Annotated in this window: 17 protein-coding genes; 9 read left to right on the forward strand and 8 right to left on the reverse strand. The window is 56.4% G+C overall.

All coding sequences use genetic code 11. The annotated features are described in order from the left end of the window. Positions 1–5: 5 nt before the first annotated feature. The 7 genes from ACQQZ8_RS15425 to ACQQZ8_RS15455 form a co-directional block, all read right to left on the reverse strand. Entirely contained in the window at positions 6–1295 is a 1290-nt protein-coding gene (locus ACQQZ8_RS15425) for a sensor histidine kinase (protein ID WP_431710682.1), read from the reverse strand. Positions 1296–1389: 94 nt separating this feature from the next. Continuing rightward, a complete protein-coding gene (locus tag ACQQZ8_RS15430; RefSeq protein ID WP_431710683.1) occupies positions 1390–2229 on the reverse strand; it encodes a hypothetical protein in 840 nt (279 codons plus the stop codon). 6 nt (positions 2230–2235) lie between these two features. After that, positions 2236–3162 (reverse strand): ABC transporter ATP-binding protein, encoded by a 927-nt coding sequence (locus ACQQZ8_RS15435; protein ID WP_431710684.1) that lies wholly within the window; start codon positions 3160–3162, stop codon positions 2236–2238. A gap of 84 nt (positions 3163–3246) precedes the next feature. Beyond that, on the reverse strand, positions 3247–4248 hold the full coding sequence (locus ACQQZ8_RS15440) for a YdcF family protein (RefSeq protein WP_431710685.1): 1002 nt from the start codon (positions 4246–4248) through the stop codon (positions 3247–3249). Between the two features lie 52 nt (positions 4249–4300). Further along, on the reverse strand, positions 4301–5452 hold the full coding sequence (locus ACQQZ8_RS15445) for an MFS transporter (protein ID WP_431710686.1): 1152 nt from the start codon (positions 5450–5452) through the stop codon (positions 4301–4303). Positions 5453–5795: 343 nt separating this feature from the next. Continuing rightward, positions 5796–7220 (reverse strand): phytoene desaturase family protein, encoded by a 1425-nt coding sequence (locus ACQQZ8_RS15450; RefSeq protein ID WP_431710687.1) that lies wholly within the window; start codon positions 7218–7220, stop codon positions 5796–5798. Continuing rightward, positions 7220–8668: a glycosyltransferase family 87 protein gene (locus tag ACQQZ8_RS15455; protein WP_431710688.1), complete on the reverse strand. Its 1449-nt coding sequence runs from the start codon at positions 8666–8668 to the stop codon at positions 7220–7222. Before ACQQZ8_RS15455 ends, ACQQZ8_RS15450 begins: the two co-directional genes overlap by 1 nt. A 286-nt stretch (positions 8669–8954) precedes the next feature. Between ACQQZ8_RS15455 and ACQQZ8_RS15460 the strand changes: the two genes are divergently transcribed. From ACQQZ8_RS15460 to ACQQZ8_RS15490, 7 genes are all read left to right on the forward strand, one after another. Then, complete coding sequence (locus tag ACQQZ8_RS15460) at positions 8955–10112, forward strand: cytidylyltransferase domain-containing protein (protein WP_431710689.1); 1158 nt, start codon at positions 8955–8957, stop codon at positions 10110–10112. Positions 10113–10145: 33 nt separating this feature from the next. Continuing rightward, entirely contained in the window at positions 10146–11039 is an 894-nt protein-coding gene (locus ACQQZ8_RS15465) for an N-acetylneuraminate synthase family protein (protein WP_431710690.1), read from the forward strand. 98 nt (positions 11040–11137) lie between these two features. Next, a complete protein-coding gene (locus tag ACQQZ8_RS15470) occupies positions 11138–12145 on the forward strand; it encodes a glycosyltransferase family 2 protein (protein WP_431710691.1) in 1008 nt (335 codons plus the stop codon). Positions 12146–12195: 50 nt separating this feature from the next. Further along, positions 12196–13515, forward strand: coding sequence for a polysialyltransferase family glycosyltransferase (locus ACQQZ8_RS15475; protein WP_431710692.1), 1320 nt, complete (start codon positions 12196–12198; stop codon positions 13513–13515). Positions 13516–13520: 5 nt separating this feature from the next. Continuing rightward, entirely contained in the window at positions 13521–14531 is a 1011-nt protein-coding gene (locus ACQQZ8_RS15480) for a hypothetical protein (protein WP_431710693.1), read from the forward strand. Positions 14532–14538: 7 nt separating this feature from the next. Further along, complete coding sequence (locus ACQQZ8_RS15485) at positions 14539–15744, forward strand: DUF6716 putative glycosyltransferase (RefSeq protein ID WP_431710694.1); 1206 nt, start codon at positions 14539–14541, stop codon at positions 15742–15744. A gap of 352 nt (positions 15745–16096) precedes the next feature. Continuing rightward, positions 16097–17173, forward strand: coding sequence for an inositol-3-phosphate synthase (locus ACQQZ8_RS15490; protein ID WP_431710695.1), 1077 nt, complete (start codon positions 16097–16099; stop codon positions 17171–17173). 920 nt (positions 17174–18093) lie between these two features. On the opposite strand, the gene ACQQZ8_RS15495 is transcribed toward ACQQZ8_RS15490, so the two are convergent. Next, positions 18094–19488, reverse strand: a complete 1395-nt coding sequence (locus ACQQZ8_RS15495; RefSeq protein WP_431712208.1) for a CCA tRNA nucleotidyltransferase — start codon at positions 19486–19488, stop codon at positions 18094–18096. A 184-nt stretch (positions 19489–19672) separates the two neighbouring features. Here ACQQZ8_RS15495 and ACQQZ8_RS15500 point away from each other — a divergent pair, with 184 nt between their 5' ends. Beyond that, the gene (locus ACQQZ8_RS15500) at positions 19673–20212 is read left to right on the forward strand and encodes an NUDIX hydrolase (protein ID WP_431710696.1); all 540 of its coding nucleotides are present in this window, start codon (positions 19673–19675) and stop codon (positions 20210–20212) included. Between the two features lie 142 nt (positions 20213–20354). Continuing rightward, the gene (locus ACQQZ8_RS15505) at positions 20355–21956 is read left to right on the forward strand and encodes a hypothetical protein (protein WP_431710697.1); all 1602 of its coding nucleotides are present in this window, start codon (positions 20355–20357) and stop codon (positions 21954–21956) included. The last annotated feature ends 9 nt before the right edge of the window (positions 21957–21965 follow it).

Consider the following 21965-nt stretch of genomic DNA (forward strand, 5'->3'; position numbering starts at 1 on the left):
GTTCTCTACTCCTTGGTGCTTCGTTGATCGCATTGCGTGCTTTCGGGCAGTTCAAGGCTAACTTTGACGATCCACCCTCCGTGGGCGGCTGGCCCCACATCGACCGTGCCGCCATACAGTGCGGCACGCTCACGCATGCCCCGCAGGCCTTGCCCGGATCCGGAACTGGGTCCCGGGCTCCCCTGACCATTATCGACCACTTCAATGCGTAACCTGCATTCTTCACGCACTAGTCGCACAGACACGGAACTAACATTTCGCGCGTACCGCAAGGAGTTGGTCAATGATTCTTGAACGATCCGGTAAACGGTGAGCTTGAAGGTGGCATCCTGCGGCAAAGGCTCGCCCACATAGGTGTATTCCAGTGGTAATCCAGCGATCCGGAAGCCTTCCAAGAGCTGTTCCATGGATCCTTCGGTAGGTTGGGGCGCTAACTCGCCGCCTTCCCTATTGCGTAATACTCCCAGCATCCGTCGCATATCCGCCAACGCTGCTCGACCGGTGGACGAGAGCTCACTGAGCACCTCTTCGGCGCGAGCTGAGTCTCGGCGTCCTACTACCCGCGCCCCATCAGACAGGGCGATCATCACAGATAGCGAGTGAGCTACCACATCATGCATCTCGCGGGCGATACGGTTTCGTTCCTGAACCTGAGCCAGAGAGGAGACTTGGGAGGCCCAGTGATTGAGTTCTGCCTCATGAATCCGCGCATTACGCACATTCAACCCAATGATGGTCGCCGTCAAATAGGTGGTCACCATCATCGCACCAGTAATACCGATAATGACCGGGCGACCGCCCATATCCTCTAATGAGGTTCCGTCTTCAAAGATCACGCCTTCGGCATCCGGGAATCCCATCACCACTAACAACAGGACTTGAAACGCGGCAGCCAGAATCGCCAGCGGAATTGTACGTCGCCCCGAATAGTTGGTGCCCACCGAGTACAAGGCGATTATCATGCCGATGCCCGCATAGTTACTGTTCGCCCCGTCGATTAACATGCCGATGCTGTCTAGGACGAAGATCAGGATCAAGACCGTCATCGGCGCCTTGTTCCTAGCTAGCAATACCCCGGCGACGGTGACGGTGATCAGCAGCATCGGGATAGCGGCAAATCCCGGAAGGAGAGTTGAAGGCAGGAAAGAGAATAGCGAAAAGAACAGGTATACGGCTGAGGTGCCCACCGCCACGAAGCGTGGGTGCTGACGCAAGTAGCGGCGAATCTTGCCGCGACGCTTCGAGGTGATCTCATCAAAGGAGAGCACCGGCTCGTTCTTCCCTAGCTGGCTCATATGTCCTAAATATAGTTTCGTTTCGCGCTGTTAATGCTCCGCTGGCGGCAGCTACCCGGTGGGCTGACATCCCACCGGGTAGCATCAGGCATTCTTAGATATCACGCACTTTGAGCATCCAAGCTCCAATCAGCAACGGAATCAGTGCCCACCCAGCGATCCCCAGCAGCTGTTGCCACAGCTCCAAATCTGTCGCGTAGGTTATCGGTAAGGCCGGTCCCAGCCCGACCTGATCGGGCAGGAACTTGGCAATATCGCGGAACCATTCAACGGCCAGCATCAGCAATTGAGTGGCTAGGGGCAGCACGAAGAAGATCGCGGCCAGTAGGGTGATTCCGCCAGCAGAGTTGCGCAGGATTGTGCCGAAGGCCAAGCCCATCAGGGCCGCCATCACTACACCGAGAGCGCCGAACCACAGCACGCGTTGGAGTGGTTCGCCAGAGAATTCCAGTGGCATCGAATAGTGTGCCGCAATGGGCTTACAAATCAGGTAGGTCAGTAACAGCGATCCCACGGTGACCATCGTGGTCAACACCGTAATCAGAATAGTCTTCGCCGCTAATACGCGAAGCCGTTGCGGCGAGGCAAGAAAGGTGCTGACCGCCGAACCGGTGGTGAATTCGCCACTGATTAGGAGCACGCCGAGGGCACCAAGAATCAACTGACTAAATCCGAGACCGCTCCCAACCATTTCGGCGGTGAATCCCGGATCGGTGAAGTCAGGCATACCTGGAAAACCTGACATTCCGGCGCTCTGTTCCGCGAACAGCCCCATGGCCCAGAAGGTGCCGGCCGCGATTAACATATTGACGAGTATCGCCACGATAATCAGCACTCGGGTGGAGTTTAGCGAGAAGAACCGGATAGTTTCAGAGCGCAGTACACCACCTAAGGTGACCTTGCCGGGAAAGACAGTTTCAACCGGTGTACTCATGATTAGCTACTTCCCGCCTTCAATGGTGGAACGATCTTGGGTCTGATATTCAACTGCATCCCGGGTGAGTTCCATATAGGCATCTTCCAAGGTTCGTTGCAGTGGCCGAAGTTCGCTGAGCACGATTCCGGCTTCCAGAGCTCGCCGTCCGATGCTCTCAGAATCCGGCCCGACCACACGCAAACTAGTGGTATCCAACCGGGTCAGTTCCACCCCATCGGCAGACAACGCGGTCATTAAAGATTCCAGATCCCGCGCGCGCACTATGGTCTGAGCCACGCCGTTATCAATAAATTCATGCATCGGCGCGTCGGCCATAATCCGGCCACGGCCGATCACAATCAGGTGATCGGCGGTCTGCGCCATTTCACTCATCAAATGTGAAGAGATAAATACGGTCTTGCCCGCTTGGGCTTGGCCGCGCGCCAAATTTCGCACCCAAGCAACACCCTCAGGATCCAATCCGTTAACCGGTTCATCAAGAATCAGGACCTGCGGATCACCTAGCAGGGCGGTGGCGATCCCGAGGCGTTGTCCCATACCCAGGGAGAACCCGCCGACCTTCTTTTTGGCGACCGCCTGCAAACCGGTCAGTTCCAAGACCTCATCAACCCGGCTCGCAGGGATGGCGTGCGTTGCCGCCATGGCTCGCAAGTGAGCGCGGGGTGTCAATGACTTATGGACGCTCTTGGCCTCCAACAGCGTTCCTACTTCGGTCAACGGGTTGCGTGATTGAACGAAGTTCCGTCCGTTGACATGCACTTGCCCCGCTGTGGGTTTGGCCAGTCCCACCACCATTTTCATCGTGGTTGATTTACCCGCACCATTAGGTCCGAGGAAGCCGGTGACCTGCCCCGGTTGCACCGTGAAGGACACCCGGTCCACAACGGTTTTCGCACCATATCTTTTGGTCAGTTCCTGAGCCTGAATCATATGTCCAGAATATGCAGGTGTAGGCGGGCGCGTCACCGCCCTATGTGCTGATTTTTTGGGTCACCCGGAAGGATGATCCGCACGCTATTGGTTCAGCGAAAAGATGAGTGCGAGTCCTAGGACCGCGGCGAAGGGGATCGCAAGGACCGTTACCGTCACCCAATGGTCGCGCACGATCGCTATGAACTCTCTCAGGAACGCGCTGGGCCGGTAATAGCGCGCGGTTTTCGCGCCGAAGGATGCGGCGTCTAACCCCAGACGATGTGACGCGAGTCCAGCACGCAGACTGTGGTAGTCATTGGTGACGATCCACATCCGAGTTTTTTGGCCCTGCTGCTCAAGCAGACGTTGTGAGAACAGGAGATTCTCATCGGTGTCTCGGGCCTGATCTTCGATCAGAATCCGTGACTCATCAATCCCTTGCTCAAGAAGGTAGCGTGCCATCGTTTCGCCCTCGGGCTCAATCTCATCCGGCCCTTGTCCACCGGTGGGAACCATCCACACGTCCTGCGAATCCCTCGAACGGAATAACTCGATTCCACGGTCCAATCTGCTGCGCAGGAGCGGGGTGATCTGCCCTTTGATAGTTCTCGCCCCGAGCACCACCACCGCTTGGGGAGTGCCGCGCACTGTGAAGCGGGCATAAACCCACGCGTAGAGCAACACCATCACGAAGATCATCGCGGTAAAAATGGTTCCCATAAACAAGATGAAGGCCGTAGCTAGACCGAACCAATGCTGAGTGCGAACAAGAAGTACGGCGAGCACCGGCAACAACAGGACCAAGACACCGCAGAACAGCGACAGCAGATTCGCTATCCGGCGGCCCTCGCGACGCCACATCAGAATTCCGTTATAGATCAGGACAAAAGCAAAGATCAGCAGTATCAACGGCAGGGAAACCAGTAGCAGAGCAAGAATGAATCCAGCCCCGGGAACATGGCTGGTGAGGAACTCCGAAATCGTACTGAAGGTCAACAACACGGTGGGTAGCAACACCGCGGCATTGGCAAGACGTCGCGGTTCACTGCGGTACATCAACAAGAATGCCGTCCACAACGCGAGGAGTATGATCAGCGTGGCCATATCCTGAATCCTATTTCACCGGAGCGCATTACTAGTCAGCGGCTTCGTAGAGTTATATTCTTCTTGTGCGCAGTCGACCCGTACGGGCCAACCAAACCAGCCAGAACAGCGCTATCGCCATGCTTCCGGCGGCCCACAAAAAGGTTGTGTGCATATTTTGGACGACGGCAACGTACCCCAGCGCCCAAGCACCCAATGCCATACCCGTATCCATGGCTAGAAAAAGCGTGGCGCTGGCTCGACCGCGCGCCTGAGATCGGGCGGCCAGCACGGTTATGGCATTCATGGATGGGGTCACCACGCCAACTCCCAAGCCATAGAGAACTCCAGCCAAAATAAGCCCCCAAGTACCGGTGGCGAGATACATGCACAGCATCGACACCCCGGACAAAGCAATCCCTAGAGCAACAACTTTGAGCAGACTCAAGTGCCGTTGCAGGGGGCCGATCAATAGTCTGGAAATTGCTAAGGCGACACCACTGGCGACAAAGAACAATCCCACGTTGCTGATTTCACGGCTCAGTGCCGATGCTGCGAGAAAGGTTCCAACGCAGGTGTTGCCCATCATGAAGAAGAACATGACCGAGGCTGGACGCCAAGCATCGGGTTCCACGATCTTGGTCCAGAATTTGCGTTGAGTCTGGGCCGGTTTGGGTTGTTGACGGCGAGTTGTTTCCAAAGCTTTTGCGGTCTTGGCCAGGGGGATCCGCAATAACAGGTTGGCCACGCAGCAGCCCACCACCACTGCGAATGCCGTTTCGTAGTCATAACTGGCGATCAGGATCAGGGCTAGCCAGGGCGCAAAGATTTGCACCACTGTTTGTTCCAGACCGAGAATTCCTAGTCCTTCAGCAAGTCGCTCGCGCGGGATCATTTCCGAGGCCAGAGCGTTACTAGCCGTGCTGTTCAGGCTGAAACCCATTCCTTGGACCGCTCTTAAAGTTAAGAACAGAGCCGCCGGAATGGTCAGCAGGTACATGCCACTGGCCAAGGTCAGCAGTATGACACCGATGAACATGATCGGCCAACGACCTCGGGTGTCCACCAGCCATCCAGACAACGGACGAGCCAAAGCTGCCGCACCAAAATACAAGGTCGTGGTAAGCCCGACCTCTAACGGAGAAAGCCCAATGTCCAGAGCGTACAAAGGAACCAGGGTGACCAGCATCAGAGTCGCCACTCGCAGGCTGGCATTCGAAAGCATGAGCGCGAAAAACACCTTCGTGTACATGATTTCTCCGCTTCTGCTACCAAGATTCCGTTTCAGCGCGCAGAATATTTGATGCCCGCCGAGTAGACCTTAGGTATCTTACCGGCCGGCCTTCCCGCCCTCCGCGGGCAAACACTGGGCATAAAACACGCCGCAAGCACCAATGCGACCGGGGAAAATGCCGTGATCGAACCACACGTCGACCACAACAGTCGCCTGATATTTCGTTGGTGGTCTCGAATGCCTCAGGTCAGCGCCGTTCGAGAGTGCTCACCGAATGTTGTGGCAATTCCTCAGGCGGCGCTAAGGCTATCCCAGCAATGTACGGCGGCCGTCCTTAGCGCTCGAAGGAAATCCCGAATTCTCGCCGCAGCATGTGCTGAGCACCACGGTATCCGCCCATCCCATGAACCGAAGGGCCCGGTGGAACCGCCGAGGAAATCAGGTACATCCCCCGCGCTTGTAGCCACCAGGGGTTAGGGCTCAAGCGCGGGCGCACCACACTGCCGTAAAGATCCATGGTGCCTCCGGAAATATCGCCACCCACCAAAGAAGCGTTTTGTTGCTCGAGGTCACTCGCAGTTCGCACATGCTGGTGGATAATAGTGTCCCTGAATCCCGGGGCAGCATCTTCCAACAGGGCAGTAATTCGCGCGCTCATGTCAGCAGTCGAACCGAGTGGCACGTGACAATAGGCCCAGAGCACATGCTGATTCGGTGCGGCGCGACCACTATCGAATTGTGAGGGTTGGGCAACCAGCACGAAGGGATCGTTCATGAGCGTGCGACGGCTACGCCTTTCGGCCCGGTGTACCTGGCGGGCGCTGCCCCCTAAGTGCACGGTGCCGGCCCCAGCCACAGCCGGATCTTTCCACGGCACGGGTTCACGCAACACATAATGCACTACGCAGCTACCCGGCGAGCGCCGCGGGGTGCTGAGCTTGCGAGCCAGTTTTTCGGGAATGCGTCCGGCGCCTAACTGCGCTGCGGTTTCCGGGGAAGTGTTCAGTAGAAAAACCTGCTCATCCAGATCCTGGAGATTATCGATGTGTTGTCCGGTGACGATTCGCCCACCGTGCTCCGTCAACTCACTGGCCAAGGCGTCGCTAATGGCCTGTGAACCACCGCGCGGAATCGGCCATCCGGCACCGTGGGCCGCGGCGGCGAGGAAGAGTCCGGCCCCGGTTCCTGCCGGACCACGCGATCCTCCGGCTACATGTGCCGCGCAGCCGGCTAAGAGGGCCGCGGCGTGCGGGGCTTTCTCGGGTATCCCCTGCAGTAGACCCATTCCCAAGAGGGTTGAGGCGCCAAAAGCGGCCAAGGTGACCGGATGTCTGGGTACGTCCAGTAAGGGGTTGAGTAGGGTTTGGCCAAGTTCATGGATCCGCTTGACCAGTGGAGTCATGATCCCCGAATAGATTCTGGCGTCGGCCACAGGCAAGTCTTCGAGCGTGCGCTGTAGATCGCGCCAAGCAAGGCTGGATTGGTGCGTATTGACGTGGGCGTAGGACAGCTCGGGAACGGTAAAATCCACTCGCTGGTGTACGCCTAGGACTTGGAAGGCTTCGGATAGCATCGCCATCGGATGAACCGCACTCCCCAAGTCAAAGATTGCCTGCGACTCACCCAAGGGTTGGGTACGGGCTGCCCCACCAATATTCTGGTTCGTTTCGTACACCGTGACTTCGAGCCCGGCCCGGGCAGCCACGCATGCCGCAGCTAGTCCGTTTGTTCCGGCTCCGATCACCGCTACAGAACTCATCAAACACGCTCTTTTTCTCGACGCTGTTGAAGGATCTTCCAACTGAGCCGGTCCTCGGCACCAGCGAATGGTCCGGCCTGCGGATCTTCCTGCCCTACGTCTCTGACTGGGTCATATTCTGGTTTGAGAATACTTTGAACGACGCGGTACATCAGGTATCCGAGCATCACCATATGCCCCAGCACCAACAGCACATACCCGGATTCGGGGAATGCATGGTTCGCTTCGACATCCGAGGTGTAGCTGTGAATGTAGAACCACAGCCCGTAAAAGTGCAGGACTTCCACCGCCATCCACATGACGAATTCCCGCCAGCGAGGCAACGCTAAGGCGAAGAGTGGGATCAACCAGATCACGAACTGTGGTGAATAGACCTTGTTGACCATGACAAAGGACGCCACGATCAAAAAGGTCAATGAGGCCAGACGCGGTCTTTGCGGGGCGAAGAAAGTCAAGAGCGCAACTGCCACGCAGGCGAAGAAGAAAATGATCAGACCCAGGCGAGAGATCGCATCCGCATCGGCGGAAGGAAGCCAAGAGACTTCTCGGGAAATAATGTTCCAGACATGCCAGAAACTTGAAAGCCCTGCCCCGCGGTCGGAGGTGAACTTGAAAAAGTGCGCGAAGGAATCGGGAAATGCAATCGCATAGGGCAGATTCACCGCAAGCCATGCAGCAACGGCCGAACCCGCGGTCACGAAGAACGCCTTGAGTTTCCCGGTGCGCAAAGCCAACACCAATATTGCCCCGAGAATCAGGACGGGATATAGCTTCATTGCTGTACCTAGACCAATCAGCACCCCCGCTAGCACCAAACGGCCACGGGCGAAGCTCAACATCCCTAGGGCGAGCATGGCTACTGCCCACATATCCCAGTTGATGCTGGCGGTGAGGACTATCCCCGGCGCCAATGCCACCAGCGCAGCATCCCACGGCCGGCGTCCTGCCATGCGCATGGTGGCCCAGACGATCACAAACCACAAAATGGCGACCAAAATGAGATTCAGATCGAAGAAAAGTAGGCCTCGGTTCGTACCGCCTTCCGGCACCAACGCCGCCACTGCCGAAGCTGCCGCGCTCATCAGTACCGGGTACTCGAACTCCGCTCCTGCACTAAAAGGCGCCCAAGGGTTATCGGCGAAGCCGCGAGCCCCAAAGAGTGGAACCCAGTCCGTGTAGCACGCCATGAGATAAGGGTTAGAGCCACCCCATCCGTTGATGCGACAAGGGTTTTTCGCCAGCAACATCAAGAACGCAGAGAATGTCGTGAAGATCATTAACACACGTTCCACGGTGAAAAGTCCGGGGGTAACCCGTCCCGGATCACTGTGCCGCCCCAAGGGCCCACCAATCGCCCGGGAGAACAGCCGCAAAAATCCGTCGGCTCGAGAGGGTACGGTGATCCGCCACGGCTGACGGGTCTGCTCAGGCTGTTTTGGCTCGCGCATGCTCTCCAGCCTAGTTGCTTACTTGCATTACTACCGTGCGGCTACGCGCTGTTTCGTCCATTTATCGCCGAAAATCCCTATTCCCCGTCATCACAACGCGAATTCACCTGAGGTAATTCGCTGCCTTAAACTGAGCGCCGTCGCGTTGACGCGTCCCTAGTTTAGCTCCCTAACTCCGACCCTGACCTAGCCGTTCAGGTAACGGTCAGGTAATTAAACCTGCACTTCACCCCGCGTTCACGCAATAGGTGCGCTTCAGTCAACTCGGACTTCTACCGTCGAGAACGTGAGCAATACCAATCAGCCAAATGTCTTGGCGATCATCCCGGCACGCGGGGGATCTAAAGGCGTCCGGCTCAAGAACCTACGCAAGGTCGGCGGGATCAGTCTGCTGGCCCGCGCGATTAATTCCGCACGTGCCGCGGCGTCAGTTAGCGACGTCGTGGTGAGCACCGATCATGAGGACATCCGAGCCGAAGCTTTAGCCCACGGAGCAACCGTTGTTGATCGCCCGGCAGAAATCGCCGGAGATACGGCCAGTAGCGAATCGGTTTTACTGCACGTCCTCGAACAGCGGCAGCAAACCCCCGATGTCACCCTATTCATCCAATGCACCTCCCCCTTCATCGCCTCCGAGGATCTTGATGCGGCCGTCACCCAGATAACTTCAGGTGCTGCCGATGTGAGCTTCGCAGCGGTCGCAGATCATAGTTTCCTCTGGGCTGCCGATGAGCACGGTGCTGCCATTGCGGTGGGTCACGATGCCGCGCACCGGCCACGCCGTCAGGATCGAGCACCACAATTCCGCGAAACTGGCGCCTTCTATGCCATGCGCACCAGCGGACTGCTCGAGGCCAAACACCGCTTCTTCGGGAATGTTCGGATTCATCAGGTGCGCACCGAACACGGCATCGATATCGACACCGAAGCGGACCTGCTCTTGGCGAACCATGAACTTGCACAAGCCGAACAACACATCGATGTAGACGCGGTCGTCACCGACTTTGACGGGGTGCACACCCCCGATACCGCCTATTTGGACGAACACGGTAACGAATCCGTGCGGGTCTCGCGCTCCGATGGCATGGGAGTGGAGCGTCTTCGCTCCGCCGGAGTGAAGTTCCTGATTCTGTCCAAGGAACGCAACAAGGTGGTATCGGCTCGAGCCGCGAAACTCAACGTCGAAGTGGCTCAGGGAATCGAATCCAAAGCCGAATACCTTAGCCGTTGGATGGCCGATGAATCCATCAACCCGTCCCGCGTAGCCTACCTGGGCAATGACATCAACGACATTTCTGCCATGAACCTGGTCGGCTGGCCAATTACCGTAGCCGATGCCCGCCCCGAGGCACACCAGGCGGCACGACACCGACTTACCCGCGCCGGGGGTACCGGCGCGGTGCGTGAGCTAGCTGAGCTTGTGCTCGCCGCACGCAATAAGTAACACATTTTCACCCCTACGAAAGGCACCAAAAGAATGAGCACCGTAACTACCGACCTCAAGCCAGTGGCAATTGGCCAGAGCCTGCTTGGCCCCGACCAGCAGGTCTATGTCATCGGCGAAATCGGCATTAACCACAACGGTGACATCGAGATTGCCAAGCAACTGATCGATGTATCGGCCAACGCTGGCGCCAACGCCGTGAAGTTCCAGAAGCGCACCCCGGAGATCTCTACCCCGATGGATATGCGCGATAAGATCCGCTCCACTCCTTGGGGCGAGATGACCTATCTGGATTACCGCTACCGGGTCGAATTCGATGAGGCCCAGTACAAGGAACTGATCTCCTACGCCGCGTCCAAGGGTCTGCACGCCTTCGCTTCCCCATGGGACGTCCCCTCGGTCGAGTTCATGGAAGAGCAAGGTGCCGTCACCCACAAGGTCGCTTCCGCTTCGGTCACCGACCTCGAGCTGCTCAAGGCGCTGCGCGACACCGGCAAGCCGATCATCCTGTCCACCGGCATGTCCACCATCGAGCAGATCGACAACGCCGTGGAGACTCTGGGCACCGACAAACTGGTCATGATGCACGCGACCAGCACCTACCCTTTGCCTCCTGAGGAAGCCAACCTGCGCATGATCGAAACCCTGCGCGATCGCTACCAGGTTCCGGTGGGCTACTCGGGCCACGAGCGCGGCCTGCAGATCTCGCTGGCCGCTGTCGCCCTGGGTGCAGTGACCGTCGAGCGCCACATCACTTTGGATCGCACCATGTGGGGTTCGGATCAGGCTTCTTCGCTGGAGCCGAAGGGCTTCGAGTCGCTGATCCGCGACATCCGTATTCTGGAGCAGGCCATGGGTGACGGCGTGAAGAAAGTCTTCCCTGGCGAGCTGGCACCACTGTCCCGCTTGCGCCGCGTCGACGGCTAATTTAGCCACCCCGCCAAGAACAGGCTTTCCGGGGCCCCGCTTGGGGTCCCGGAAAGCCTGTATTTCACCAAGTTTTCATTTCAAGGAATGATCCGTCAGTGACAGAAAATTCATCCGACACGTCGCGCGTCGCAGGACAGATCAGTGTGATCATCCCGGCTTATAACCAAGAGCCATACATCACCGATGCGTTGGATTCCCTCTCCGCTCAACAGCTGGGAAAATTCACCTTAGAAGTCATTGTGGTCAACGATGCCTCGACCGACCTCACCGCAACACTGGTTTCCGAGTACGCCGAGCATTTCCCTGAACTGAAACTCATCACCCACCCGGTGAACCGCGGTGTTTCGGCCGCGCGAAATTCTGGGCTCGCCGAAGCGACCGGGCAGTACATCGCCTTCCTCGATCCGGATGATTGGTTCGCCAAGGACCACTTGGCACGCCTAGCTCAAGATTTGGAGGAACTAGACGTGGCTTTCGTGCGTTGTGACCATGTGCAGGTCAAGGGAGCTGCCCGGCAAATTCACCGCGCCCCACAGGCCCAAAGACACGTTGCGCGGGATCCGCGCAACGATATTTTGCCCGTGGATGCCAGTTCGATGATCGATTACCCCTTTCCACCCACCGGCTTATTCCGTCATGATGTGCTTCCCGCCCCGTGGTTCGACGAGTCCCTACACACTTGCGAGGATCGCTTGTGGATGTGGCAACTCTTTCTCAGCGGACAGCGCTACGCAGTGGTCGGAGAACCCGGGTTCTTCTACCGCCGCGGCAACAGCGATTCATTGACCCAAGTGTTTGACGAGCGTCAGCTACATTTTGTGCGAGCCTATTCGAAAATCGTCAGCCTAGTGTTCGCTGACCCTGCCTCCGAAGATTTCCTTCCCAAAGCCCTGCGCCAATTTTTTGCCGTGAGCTGCCACCATCTCAACCGGTCCAAACAGTTCGCGCCAGCCATGGCCGCACGACTGCGTCAGGAAATCACCGAAGCTCTGGCAGCCATGCCGCAACAACATCTTGCGAGGGCATTACATCAGTTAGATGGTCGGCGACGTGCCATGCTGCTCTCGCTGCATAAACCCACGGTCGGGAAGGTCCGCTCATGATTCAACTCTTGGTAGCATCGTCGAGCTTTCAGATAATGTGCCTTGCTGCGATGTTGGACAGCAATGCCCTGCCACCGGCCGATTCGCGTGTTTTGGTTTTGGCCAACGGGTCACTTGCTCCGGAACTCACCGTTCCCTTGGATCAGGCCCCCGGTTTCAGCACTCTCGCATCCCGGTTCGACAAAGTGGTAGATCTGGGCGCGCTTACCGCGCCGCGCCGCGCCGGGGCACTGAATCCGCGGGGCGAAGATCTGGTGACCTTTGAACGTTTGCTTCGCAAGGCGTGGGACCTAGGTGCTGAGCGGGTGAGCTTGGTCGTTGAGTCCATCCAAGTCAATCCGGCCCAAGCCTTGGCACGAATTTTCTATGATGCGCCCATTTATGTGCATTCCGATGGATTGATGTCCTACGGCCCAACTCGCAATACGTTGCCTCGAGAGATTACCCAACGCATCTTGGGTACCTGTCACGTGGATCTGGTTCCCGGACTAGAACCGGTGTTATTGCACGAGCTTGCTCCGGAACGTCAGGTGGTGCCGCTCTCGGCGCTACGCACGGTCTTTGACGAGGTGGAACGGAATGAAGCGCGGGCCTACGATCTACCTCGGATCAAAGAAAAGCACGCGTTGGTACTCGGTCAGTACCTAGGTGCCCTCGGGCTCCTCGACGATGCCGAAGAACTCGATCTGCATCTTCAGATGCTGCAGACTGCCAGTGATGCCGGGCTCACCCATGTCGTGTTCAAGCCTCACCCCAGCTCCTCCCCCGCCGCAACCTATCGATTAGCGGTACGTGCTCAGGAGCGCGGGATTACCTTTACTTGGCTGCGTAGTCCGCTACTGGCGGAAACGGTGATCAGTCAGATGCAACCGGAAGTAGTGATCTCTTGCTTCTCCACCGCGTTGACCACCGCTAAATTCATGTTGGATGTTCCCGTCATTGCCATTGGGACGGAATCTCTGCTTGAAAAGCTGGCTCCTTTTCAAAATTCGAATCGGATTCCGTTAACGCTGATCCGTGCCCTCTTCGTGCAAAACTACCCACTGCCTGAACAGTTCCCGTCCGGGTCACCGGACCGATTGAACGAGCTGGTCAAGACGATCTCCTACTGCATGCAGGCCGAACAGCTACCGATGCTACGGCAGACCGCCGAAGCTTTTCTTACCAGCAATTATTCTCAGAGTAGTGAGTACTTCAAGCGGCGACGATTGGCGGCATTGGACCTTCCACCACGTTGGGCGCATCCCACAAGTGACCGCAACCCACTCATTCGACTGCGGCGGATTGCCGGGAGTAAAGTTCGGGGTCTGCGCCGACGTTCGGCGCGAGCCTTCACGCAGGTCGCGAAAAAGCTTGAAGTGACGGTCTAGTGGCTATGGACATCGAATTTCTTCCCGAAGCCGAAGTGGCCCGGCCGCGGTTCGGTAGCTCTAAGGTCTGGGTTGAATCCCCTTTGCAGTTGCTATCCGCCGTGGAAACTCACGCGGCAGGTCTTTTGGGGACCGATACGTTGATCGTGCCGCGCCGAAATATGCCGTTAGCTGCTACTACCGAAGCTCTGTTGGAGGCTGCCCCGGCCGGTCTGAACATCAGCGACCCGGCACGTAATCCACCCTCTGCGGTAGCTACCGACAATCGTTGGGTGACCGGGGACGTTTATTCCGGCCGGGTGCAACGCGCCCTCCTTGGACCGGTTCAGGCCAAGGAGGTGGTCATTATCGATGACGGGATGGCTACCCTAGCACTCATCGGGCAACTCATCAGCGATGATCCCACCCCCATCATTCGAGGGCGCGTGGCTAACTCTGGAAGCCGCAAAGCGTTAGGTTTGGCCTTGTGGTATCGGCTGAGGTTTATGGCGCGTGACCATCGATTACTGATTGTCTCGGCCCTCGAGGTAGGACGAGAAACTCGTGTGCGCATGCATCAACTCGGGATCAAATTTGCGCAACATAATTTTGAGTGGCTCGCAGCGCAACCGGTCGAAGAGAAGTTCACCGAACCGACGTTAGTTGTTGGATCGGCAATGAGCGCGGATGGGTTAATTCATTTCGAACCCTATTTTCAGTGGTTGAAATCTTTAGCCGAAGATGGCCCCTTCGCCTATTTCCCGCATCGCCGCGAAAATCCCGAAGCTTTGGCGTTGATCGCGGATTTACCCAATGTGCAGATGAAGGAACACACCATTCCAATCGAGATGCGGCTACGAGCACTAAAATCAGGGCAGCAAATTCGTTCGCTGCCCTCCACCGTCATTCCCTCGCTAAGGTTATTGCTAGGTAAGGATCGCAAACAGGTTTTTCCAAAGCCTGTTCCAACCGACTGGTGGACCGAAACAACTACTCACGAGGTGCGCGAGCATCTCTCCAGCTCGTTAAAGGTGTAGTGATTCCGTGGCGCCAAGTATTCTTGCGGTGGCCGATTCCGACTCGTATTTGAAGTTGGCTACCAGTTTGCTACACCGCCTCGGTTCCGGGTGGGATCGTCGTATCGTTTTGGTGCGTACCCCCACCACTCCGACCGAAGAACAGGTCCAAGCCGCTTTCGTAGGAACTGATCTCGATGCTGCCGATGTCGAAATCTTGACTCTGAATCAGCTCAGCGCTACTGCGATTCCCGAGGATGTGCTCTTCGCTTCGGCCACCGGACCGGTTGTTGCCGAAATCTACGCACGGGTGTTGCGTAGTGAACCGGCGGACGCACGACGCACGGGGCTGATCTCGGCGCTTCCTGGCGTTGCTTTTCCCGCCACAACCAAGGGGTGGAACTACCGTATCGCCGGCGACGGGTTTATCTGTCATTCTCATGCCGAGGCCAGAGATTTCGCGGATCTGTCCGATGCCTTAACGGGTCATCAACCGACGATCCTGGTGGGAAAGCTGCCATTCCTCTCCTCCGCTGGTTTCCCTACTCCTTGCGAGCAACCGATCAAACAGGTTGTGTTCGCGCCGCAGGCCAAGGTGCCCTTCGAGCGTGAACAACGTGAGCAAATACTGTTGACTCTAGAATCGGTGGCCCGGCTCAATCCTGGGACCGAGGTCATCGTCAAACTGCGTGCCCGTGCCGGTGAACCCCAGACTCACTTGGAACAATTTCCTTTTGATTCCCTTCTAGAGCAGATGAAAGCCTCCGGGAAGTTTAATAAGAGCACTCATATCAGGTTCGCGACCGGATCCATGCAGGACTACCTGCGCCCCGGCAGTGCACTGGTGACTGTTTCTTCAACCGCCGCACTCGAGGCGATTGACCACGGCTTACCCACGATGGTTCTCACGGATTTTGGTGTGAGTAATGAGCTGATAAATACGGTATTCCTGGGCTCCGGAATTCAGGGCAGTCTGCAGGATTTGCTCGATCTCAACTTCTCCGCCCCGCATCGGACCTGGCTTCGAGAGAACTATTTTCACCGCAGCAACCGCGACCTTGCTGACTCATTGGAACTTTTGGCCCATCGGGCACACCACGCAGAATTACGCACTGATACGCAATTGTTGGCTGAAATTAGGAATTTCCCGCTGCGGCAGCGTGTCCGTACCTCGCTGCCCAGCCCCCTCTTACGATTAGCACGAAAATTGCGTCGCTATCTGGTAGATGCGTAAAATGAGATGAAATAGACATGTCATGACTGTTTCTAACTTTGAACATGACATCATTTTTGGGGAAATTTTCTCGGCATGATCTGTGTTATATCCCTATTTTCCGAGGACTGTCATTATTAAAACTAGTTACACTAATGACAGTGTTTTCACTCTACGCAGAAGGTAATCGAATAGATACCCGCGGATAAGACATCTCCCGTGGGCTTTGAATCCGTCGTAAACCCGGCAGTTTGCGCAATGGGAATGAAAATACCCCCGGAGAGACTTAAGATCTATGGGGAGCCTGTTTGCAGATACCTCTTATCTATTGGATCCGCTCCCCAAGCTTTCATCTTTTTCCAAAGGAGTTCATGTGTCGGCGAACCCGATCAGAGTTGCCATCGTTGGCGTAGGTAACTGTGCCACCTCACTTATTCAAGGTGTTGAGTACTACCGAAACGCTGAGGTGGATACCGTTGTCCCGGGGCTGATGCACGTCAAGTTTGGTGATTACCACGTCAGCGATGTGCAATTCGTTGCCGCCTATGACGTAGACGCCAAGAAGGTCGGCTTGGACTTGGCTGACGCTATCCTGGCCAGCGAGAACAACACCATCAAAATTGCCGACGTTCCGGCCACTGGTGTGATCGTGGAGCGCGGTCAAACTCTCGACGGACTGGGCAAGTACTACCGCCAGACCATCGAGGAATCCACTGCGGAAGCTGTGGACGTTGTCCAGTCCCTAAAGGACGCCAAGGTCGACGTCATGGTTTGCTACCTGCCAGTGGGTTCGGAGGAAGCTGCCAAGTTCTACGCACAGTGTGCTATTGACGCGGGTGTGGCTTTCGTCAATGCCCTGCCAGTGTTCATCGCCGGAACCCCAGAGTGGGCGCAGAAGTTCACCGATGCTGGCGTGCCAATTGTGGGCGACGACATCAAGAGCCAGATCGGCGCGACCATCACCCACCGTGTCATGGCTAAGCTCTTCGAAGACCGTGGCGTAATTCTGGATCGCACCTACCAGCTAAACGTTGGTGGCAACATGGACTTCAAGAACATGCTCGAGCGTGAACGTCTGGAGTCGAAGAAAATCTCCAAGACCCAGGCTGTCACCTCCAACACCTCGGCCGAGCTGAGCGAAGACGACGTGCACATCGGCCCAAGTGACTTCGTGTCCTGGCTCGATGACCGCAAGTGGGCTTTCGTTCGCCTCGAGGGACGCAACTTCGGCGATGCCCCGGTAAGCCTCGAGTACAAACTCGAGGTCTGGGACTCCCCGAACTCCGCTGGCGTCATCATCGATGCTGTACGCGCTGCAAAGATCGCACTGGACCGCGGAGTCGGCGGGCCGATCCTATCGGCTTCGAGCTACTTCATGAAGTCCCCGCCAGAGCAGTACGACGATGAGCAGGCTCGCGAAAAGGTCGAAGCCTTCATTCGCGGCGAGTAACAGCCTTTTTGCGCGTATGCCGCAGATACATCAACAAACCCGATGACCAAAAGTCATCGGGTTTGTCTTTTAACCGCTACCTTGCGATAGGTACGGCAAAGCCCGCCGGGCTGGTGGCCGGCGGGCCTTGCGTCGATATTCTGTTGCGCTTCCATCTAGTTATCCTTTCGGTCTCGAACTGACGGTAATGGCGTCAGTCGAACCTCAACGGATACGGAAGTACATCTCTGGCGGTAGCTGATTCTTCAGCTCCCGTTCCCGACTTGCTTGGTGGAAACGAGTTGCTTTGACTCGGTCGCTTTGATCGCCACGATAGCGTTTCTTCATTTGGTGTCCCTCCCTTCAACACTGAGAGGGGCTATGGCTCCGCTGGGTGCGCCGGAGTGAATCCGGCGACCCTTTAGGCTGTCCGGGCCTGCGAAGATAAGTTCCGCGGCCCGTTGAGCACGTGGTGGAGTAGTTACGTGAAGTGGGGCAGACATGAAAAAAGTTCCTCAAGGTTTCGGTCGAATACTGACTTTTCCGCCTCAGGAACTTTTGCGATGAATTAGTGTGAGAAAACTAGATCTTCATCTGTCCGGAGGCAGGGAAATTACGGCGATTTCGGGCGCCAAAGCCCTCAAAAATGCCTTGATAAGTCCACTTATGCTGGATCATATTCATGTTTCCCACCTCCTCTAGGTCTGCTCGAGTCGATCGTGTGTCACCACACGAGACTGCAACGATTATTGTCTTTTCGTTCTCGTTCGTCTCATTGAGACTTCCCAATCACGATAACTAGCATAACCGAGCTGTTGGTCGAATAGCTAGTCATTGCGGGATTTGTTTCAAATTATTTTCAAATGATGGCTATATTCCGACTTAAAAGAATTCACCACCGCAAAATCTGCGGTGGTGAATTTGCTAGACTTCAGCGTCCTCTAAGGTGTTTCTGCACTTTCGGTAGTGGCTTCGGGCTGTTGCTCCCACCACGAACGTAGACGATCGGCGGCGACCTGCTCCCCTAATGGCCCTTCATCCAGTCTCAGGTTAAGGAGGAACTTATAGGCTCGTCCCACCACAGGCCCCGGCTTGATACCGAGCAATTTCATGATCTGTTCACCGTCGAGGTCGGGGCGAATCGCATCCAACTCTTCTTGCTCGGTTATTTTCGCAATACGCTCTTCAAGGTCATCGTAGGCAAAGGCTAAACGCTCAGCTTTACGCCGATTACGAGTGGTGACGTCGGAACGTGTCAATCGGTGCAGTCTCTCCAACTGGGGACCTGCGTCGTTCACATAGCGTCGAACCGCCGAGTCGGTCCAACCGGCTTCTCCGTAGCCGTAGAAACGCATATGCAGCTCAACCAGACGAGCCACGGCCTTCGTGGTGTCCTTATCAAAGCGCAAGGCGCGCATCCGCTGTTTCACCAGCTTGGCGCCCACGACATCATGATGCCGGAAGCTGACCGAACCATTGCGTTCAAACTTCCGGGTGGCGGGCTTACCCACATCGTGCATGAGCGCGGCGAACCGTAAAATGAAGTCTGGTCCCGGCACCGGTCCCGCTTGATCGGTTTCATAACCCGCAGCTTGTTCGAGAACGGTCAACGAATGCTGGTAAACATCCTTATGCCGATGCTGGTCATCCACCTCGAGACGCAACGCCGGAATTTCGGGCAACATCAGATCTGCGAGGCCAGTTTGTACTAGCAAATCGATACCGGCTCGCGGATCCTTCCCGTTGATTAACTTAATCAACTCATCACGCACACGTTCAGCGGAAATAATACTTAACCGTTCGGCCATCTCGCTCATTGCTTGACGAACTTCGGGAGCAACCTCCATGGGTAACTGCGAGGTAAACCGTGCCGCACGCATCATTCTCAGCGGATCATCCGAGAAGGAAACTTCCGGCGAACCGGGGGTACGAATGAGACGATCATTTAGCGATCCGACACCATCAAAAGGATCCACCAACTCCAATGACGGTAAGCGCAGTGCCATCGCGTTCATGGTGAAATCTCGTCGGAACAGATCGTCCTTGAGATTATCGCCGAAGGCCACGATGGGCTTACGCGAGTCAATGTCGTATGCATCTGCACGATAGGTGGTGATCTCAATCGTGTCTTGGCCCTTGCGCAGGGCAATAGTTCCGAACTCTCGACCCACATCCCAGGTCGCGTCGGCCCAGTCGCTGATCACTCTTAAGGTGTCCTCCGGCAAGGCATTCGTGGTGAAGTCAAGGTCCGGGGACACCCGACCCAGATATAGATCGCGCACTGGACCGCCCACTAAGGACAGCTCGAATCCGGCCTCGACAAAGAGGTCCGCCATCTCGAAAATGACTCGGGGCAAGATTTGGCGCAATGCGGCATGCGAAGGAAGTTCGTACATAGTCCTTTAAGGGTGCCAGATTTCGGGCATTTACGCGCGCAAAAGACCCGATATTCCTTGCGATAAAACTCTCGACCTCAAGTGGTTAAGGAATTGTCTAGCGTTTTGTCGATAGAGTGGATACATGAACCGACCGATTCCGTCCGCGCCCAAGCGCACACCATTGACTGCGTCAATGGCTCATGGGCATGCGGTCAGTGGGCACCAACCATTGCCCACAGTGGAAGAGGTCTCTTCCGGCGGTATTGTGGTCGACTTTGATGACCCCGCTTTTCCGGTTGCCATTATTGCCCGCTATAACCGTGGCGGACGGCTGGAATGGTGCCTTCCCAAGGGACACCCCGAAGGGGAAGAAACGAACGAAGAAGCGGCAGTTCGTGAAATTGAGGAAGAGACAGGGATCGCTGGCAGGGTCTTAGCTCCCCTTGGCGCCGTCGATTACTGGTTCACGGTAACGAATTACCGGGTTCACAAAACTGTGCATCATTTCTTGTTGCAGGCCACCGGTGGTGAGCTGACCATTGAAAACGATCCAGATCACGAGGCCGTGGATGTTGCCTGGGTTCCATTGAACGCCTTGGGTAAGCGACTTTCATTCCCGAACGAACGGCGCATCGCGGATCTAGCTCGTGAGGTACTGACCAAATATCACGCGGAGTCTTAATTACAGGAGCACGGCGTCTCTGGATCCGTTGCCAACCAACGTGACTCTGACCAAATCGCCAACATAACTGCAGTGAACACAGGTAACATGTTCAGAGGCAGATAAGTCTGCTCTACAGCACAACCAACGCTTGGAGATGCACGTGTCGCAGTCCATCGAAGTCGGGTCTATCCTCGGCGGTCGTTACCAGGTCACCGAATTTGTTATGACTTCTGCCGAAAGTGACCTCGTACTCGAAGGTATTGATCAGGTGCTAAACCGCTCCGTCAGCATCTTAGTGGCTTCCGCGGAAAACTCTTCACAGCTGGCTAGTAATGCGCGTGAAATCGCAATGGATGAACGCTCCGCGAATGTCCAAGTGCTAGACCTTGGTATCACCGACGCGAATCAGTCCTATCTGGTGGCCAACCTGACTAATTCGGCTGACCTTCTGGACCTGATCGTTGGGCACGATGCTCCCTATGTTGAGCCGTTTTATACCGATACTTTGGGTACTGAAATCTTCGGCGAGTCCCGTGAGGCCGTCCCGCAGACCTACGATGACGATGACGAATACTACGAACAGCTTCGTTATGATGCCGTTGACGAAGAGCAGGAACCACGCGAAGCCCCGCGCGCGAGCCGTCTAGGTGGCCTCAAGAATCGTTTCAGCCGTAAGAACTTGGAGCAGCCCACAGAGTCCGAGGATGTCAACGAAGAGCAGCTCGTGGAAGAGGACGCGGAACCACAGACCGCTCCGAACGCGGTCACCCAAGCTACCCCGGTGCCACCGGCGGCAAAGTCAACTGCCAAGCCGAAGGTCACCAAGCTTGACGATGAACCCAGTGTGACGGCCACGGCCGCACTGTCATCGGCAGAACTCTCTAAAGGCAACGAAAAGCCCAAGAAAGAGGCTCCAGCGGCCAAGGCAGCTGCTGCAGGGACCGCAGCCAGCACTAAACCAGCCCAGCCCGCCAAGACCCCGGCTAAGGGTGAGGCGCCCGCTCCGGCTACGCCAAACGGATCCAAGCCAAAGACTTTTCCCGCGGCGGCAAAAACTGTTCCAGCGGCCGCTCCCGGCGCGGATCAGCAAGATGTGAACGAAGAAGAGTCCAACGCCAAGGGGCCACGACTTTTGGTCGGTGCCGTACTGATCGCAGTATTGGTTATTGGCGTCGTGTTCGCCTTCAACTTCCTGGGTGGAAGTGACGATGCACCAATCGCTCAGACGCCAACCGAAAATTCGCAGACCGAGAACGGCGGAACCCCGACCGAGTCCGACTCCCCGGAACCATCCTCGAACTTGCCGACCCCGGTAGTGGCCGAGGTTTCCCGCCTCGTGCCCGGAAACCAGTCATTGAATAACGAAACTGACGACACCCTGCCACGCATGATCGATGGTAATCCGGCCAACGCCTACAGCACCTACTCGTTCACCACCTCGAACTTCGGTGGGTTCGCCTCGAATATGGTGTTCATCCTCGAACTTGAAGAGACCTCGAAGATCAGCGAAATCTCCCTCGAGGGATTGAACGCTTCAGGTGGTAGCTACGAGATCCTCGTGGGCGAAAGCGACGATCTAGGTGCTGCTACCGCGGTCGCTAACGGCTCTTTCACCGGGCCTTCGCTATCGGTTCCAGTCAGTGAAGATCAGGCGACAGGGCAGTATGTTTTCTTGAATGTCACCGATCTACCGCGCCGTGCTTCCGGAGCCAACCCCTCACGCCCGTTCGGCTTGCAGATCGGTGAATTCTCGGTCAAGTAATACTCGTGG

It is taken from the genome of Glutamicibacter uratoxydans, assembly GCF_050753455.1.
Classification (GTDB): domain Bacteria; phylum Actinomycetota; class Actinomycetes; order Actinomycetales; family Micrococcaceae; genus Glutamicibacter; species Glutamicibacter uratoxydans_A.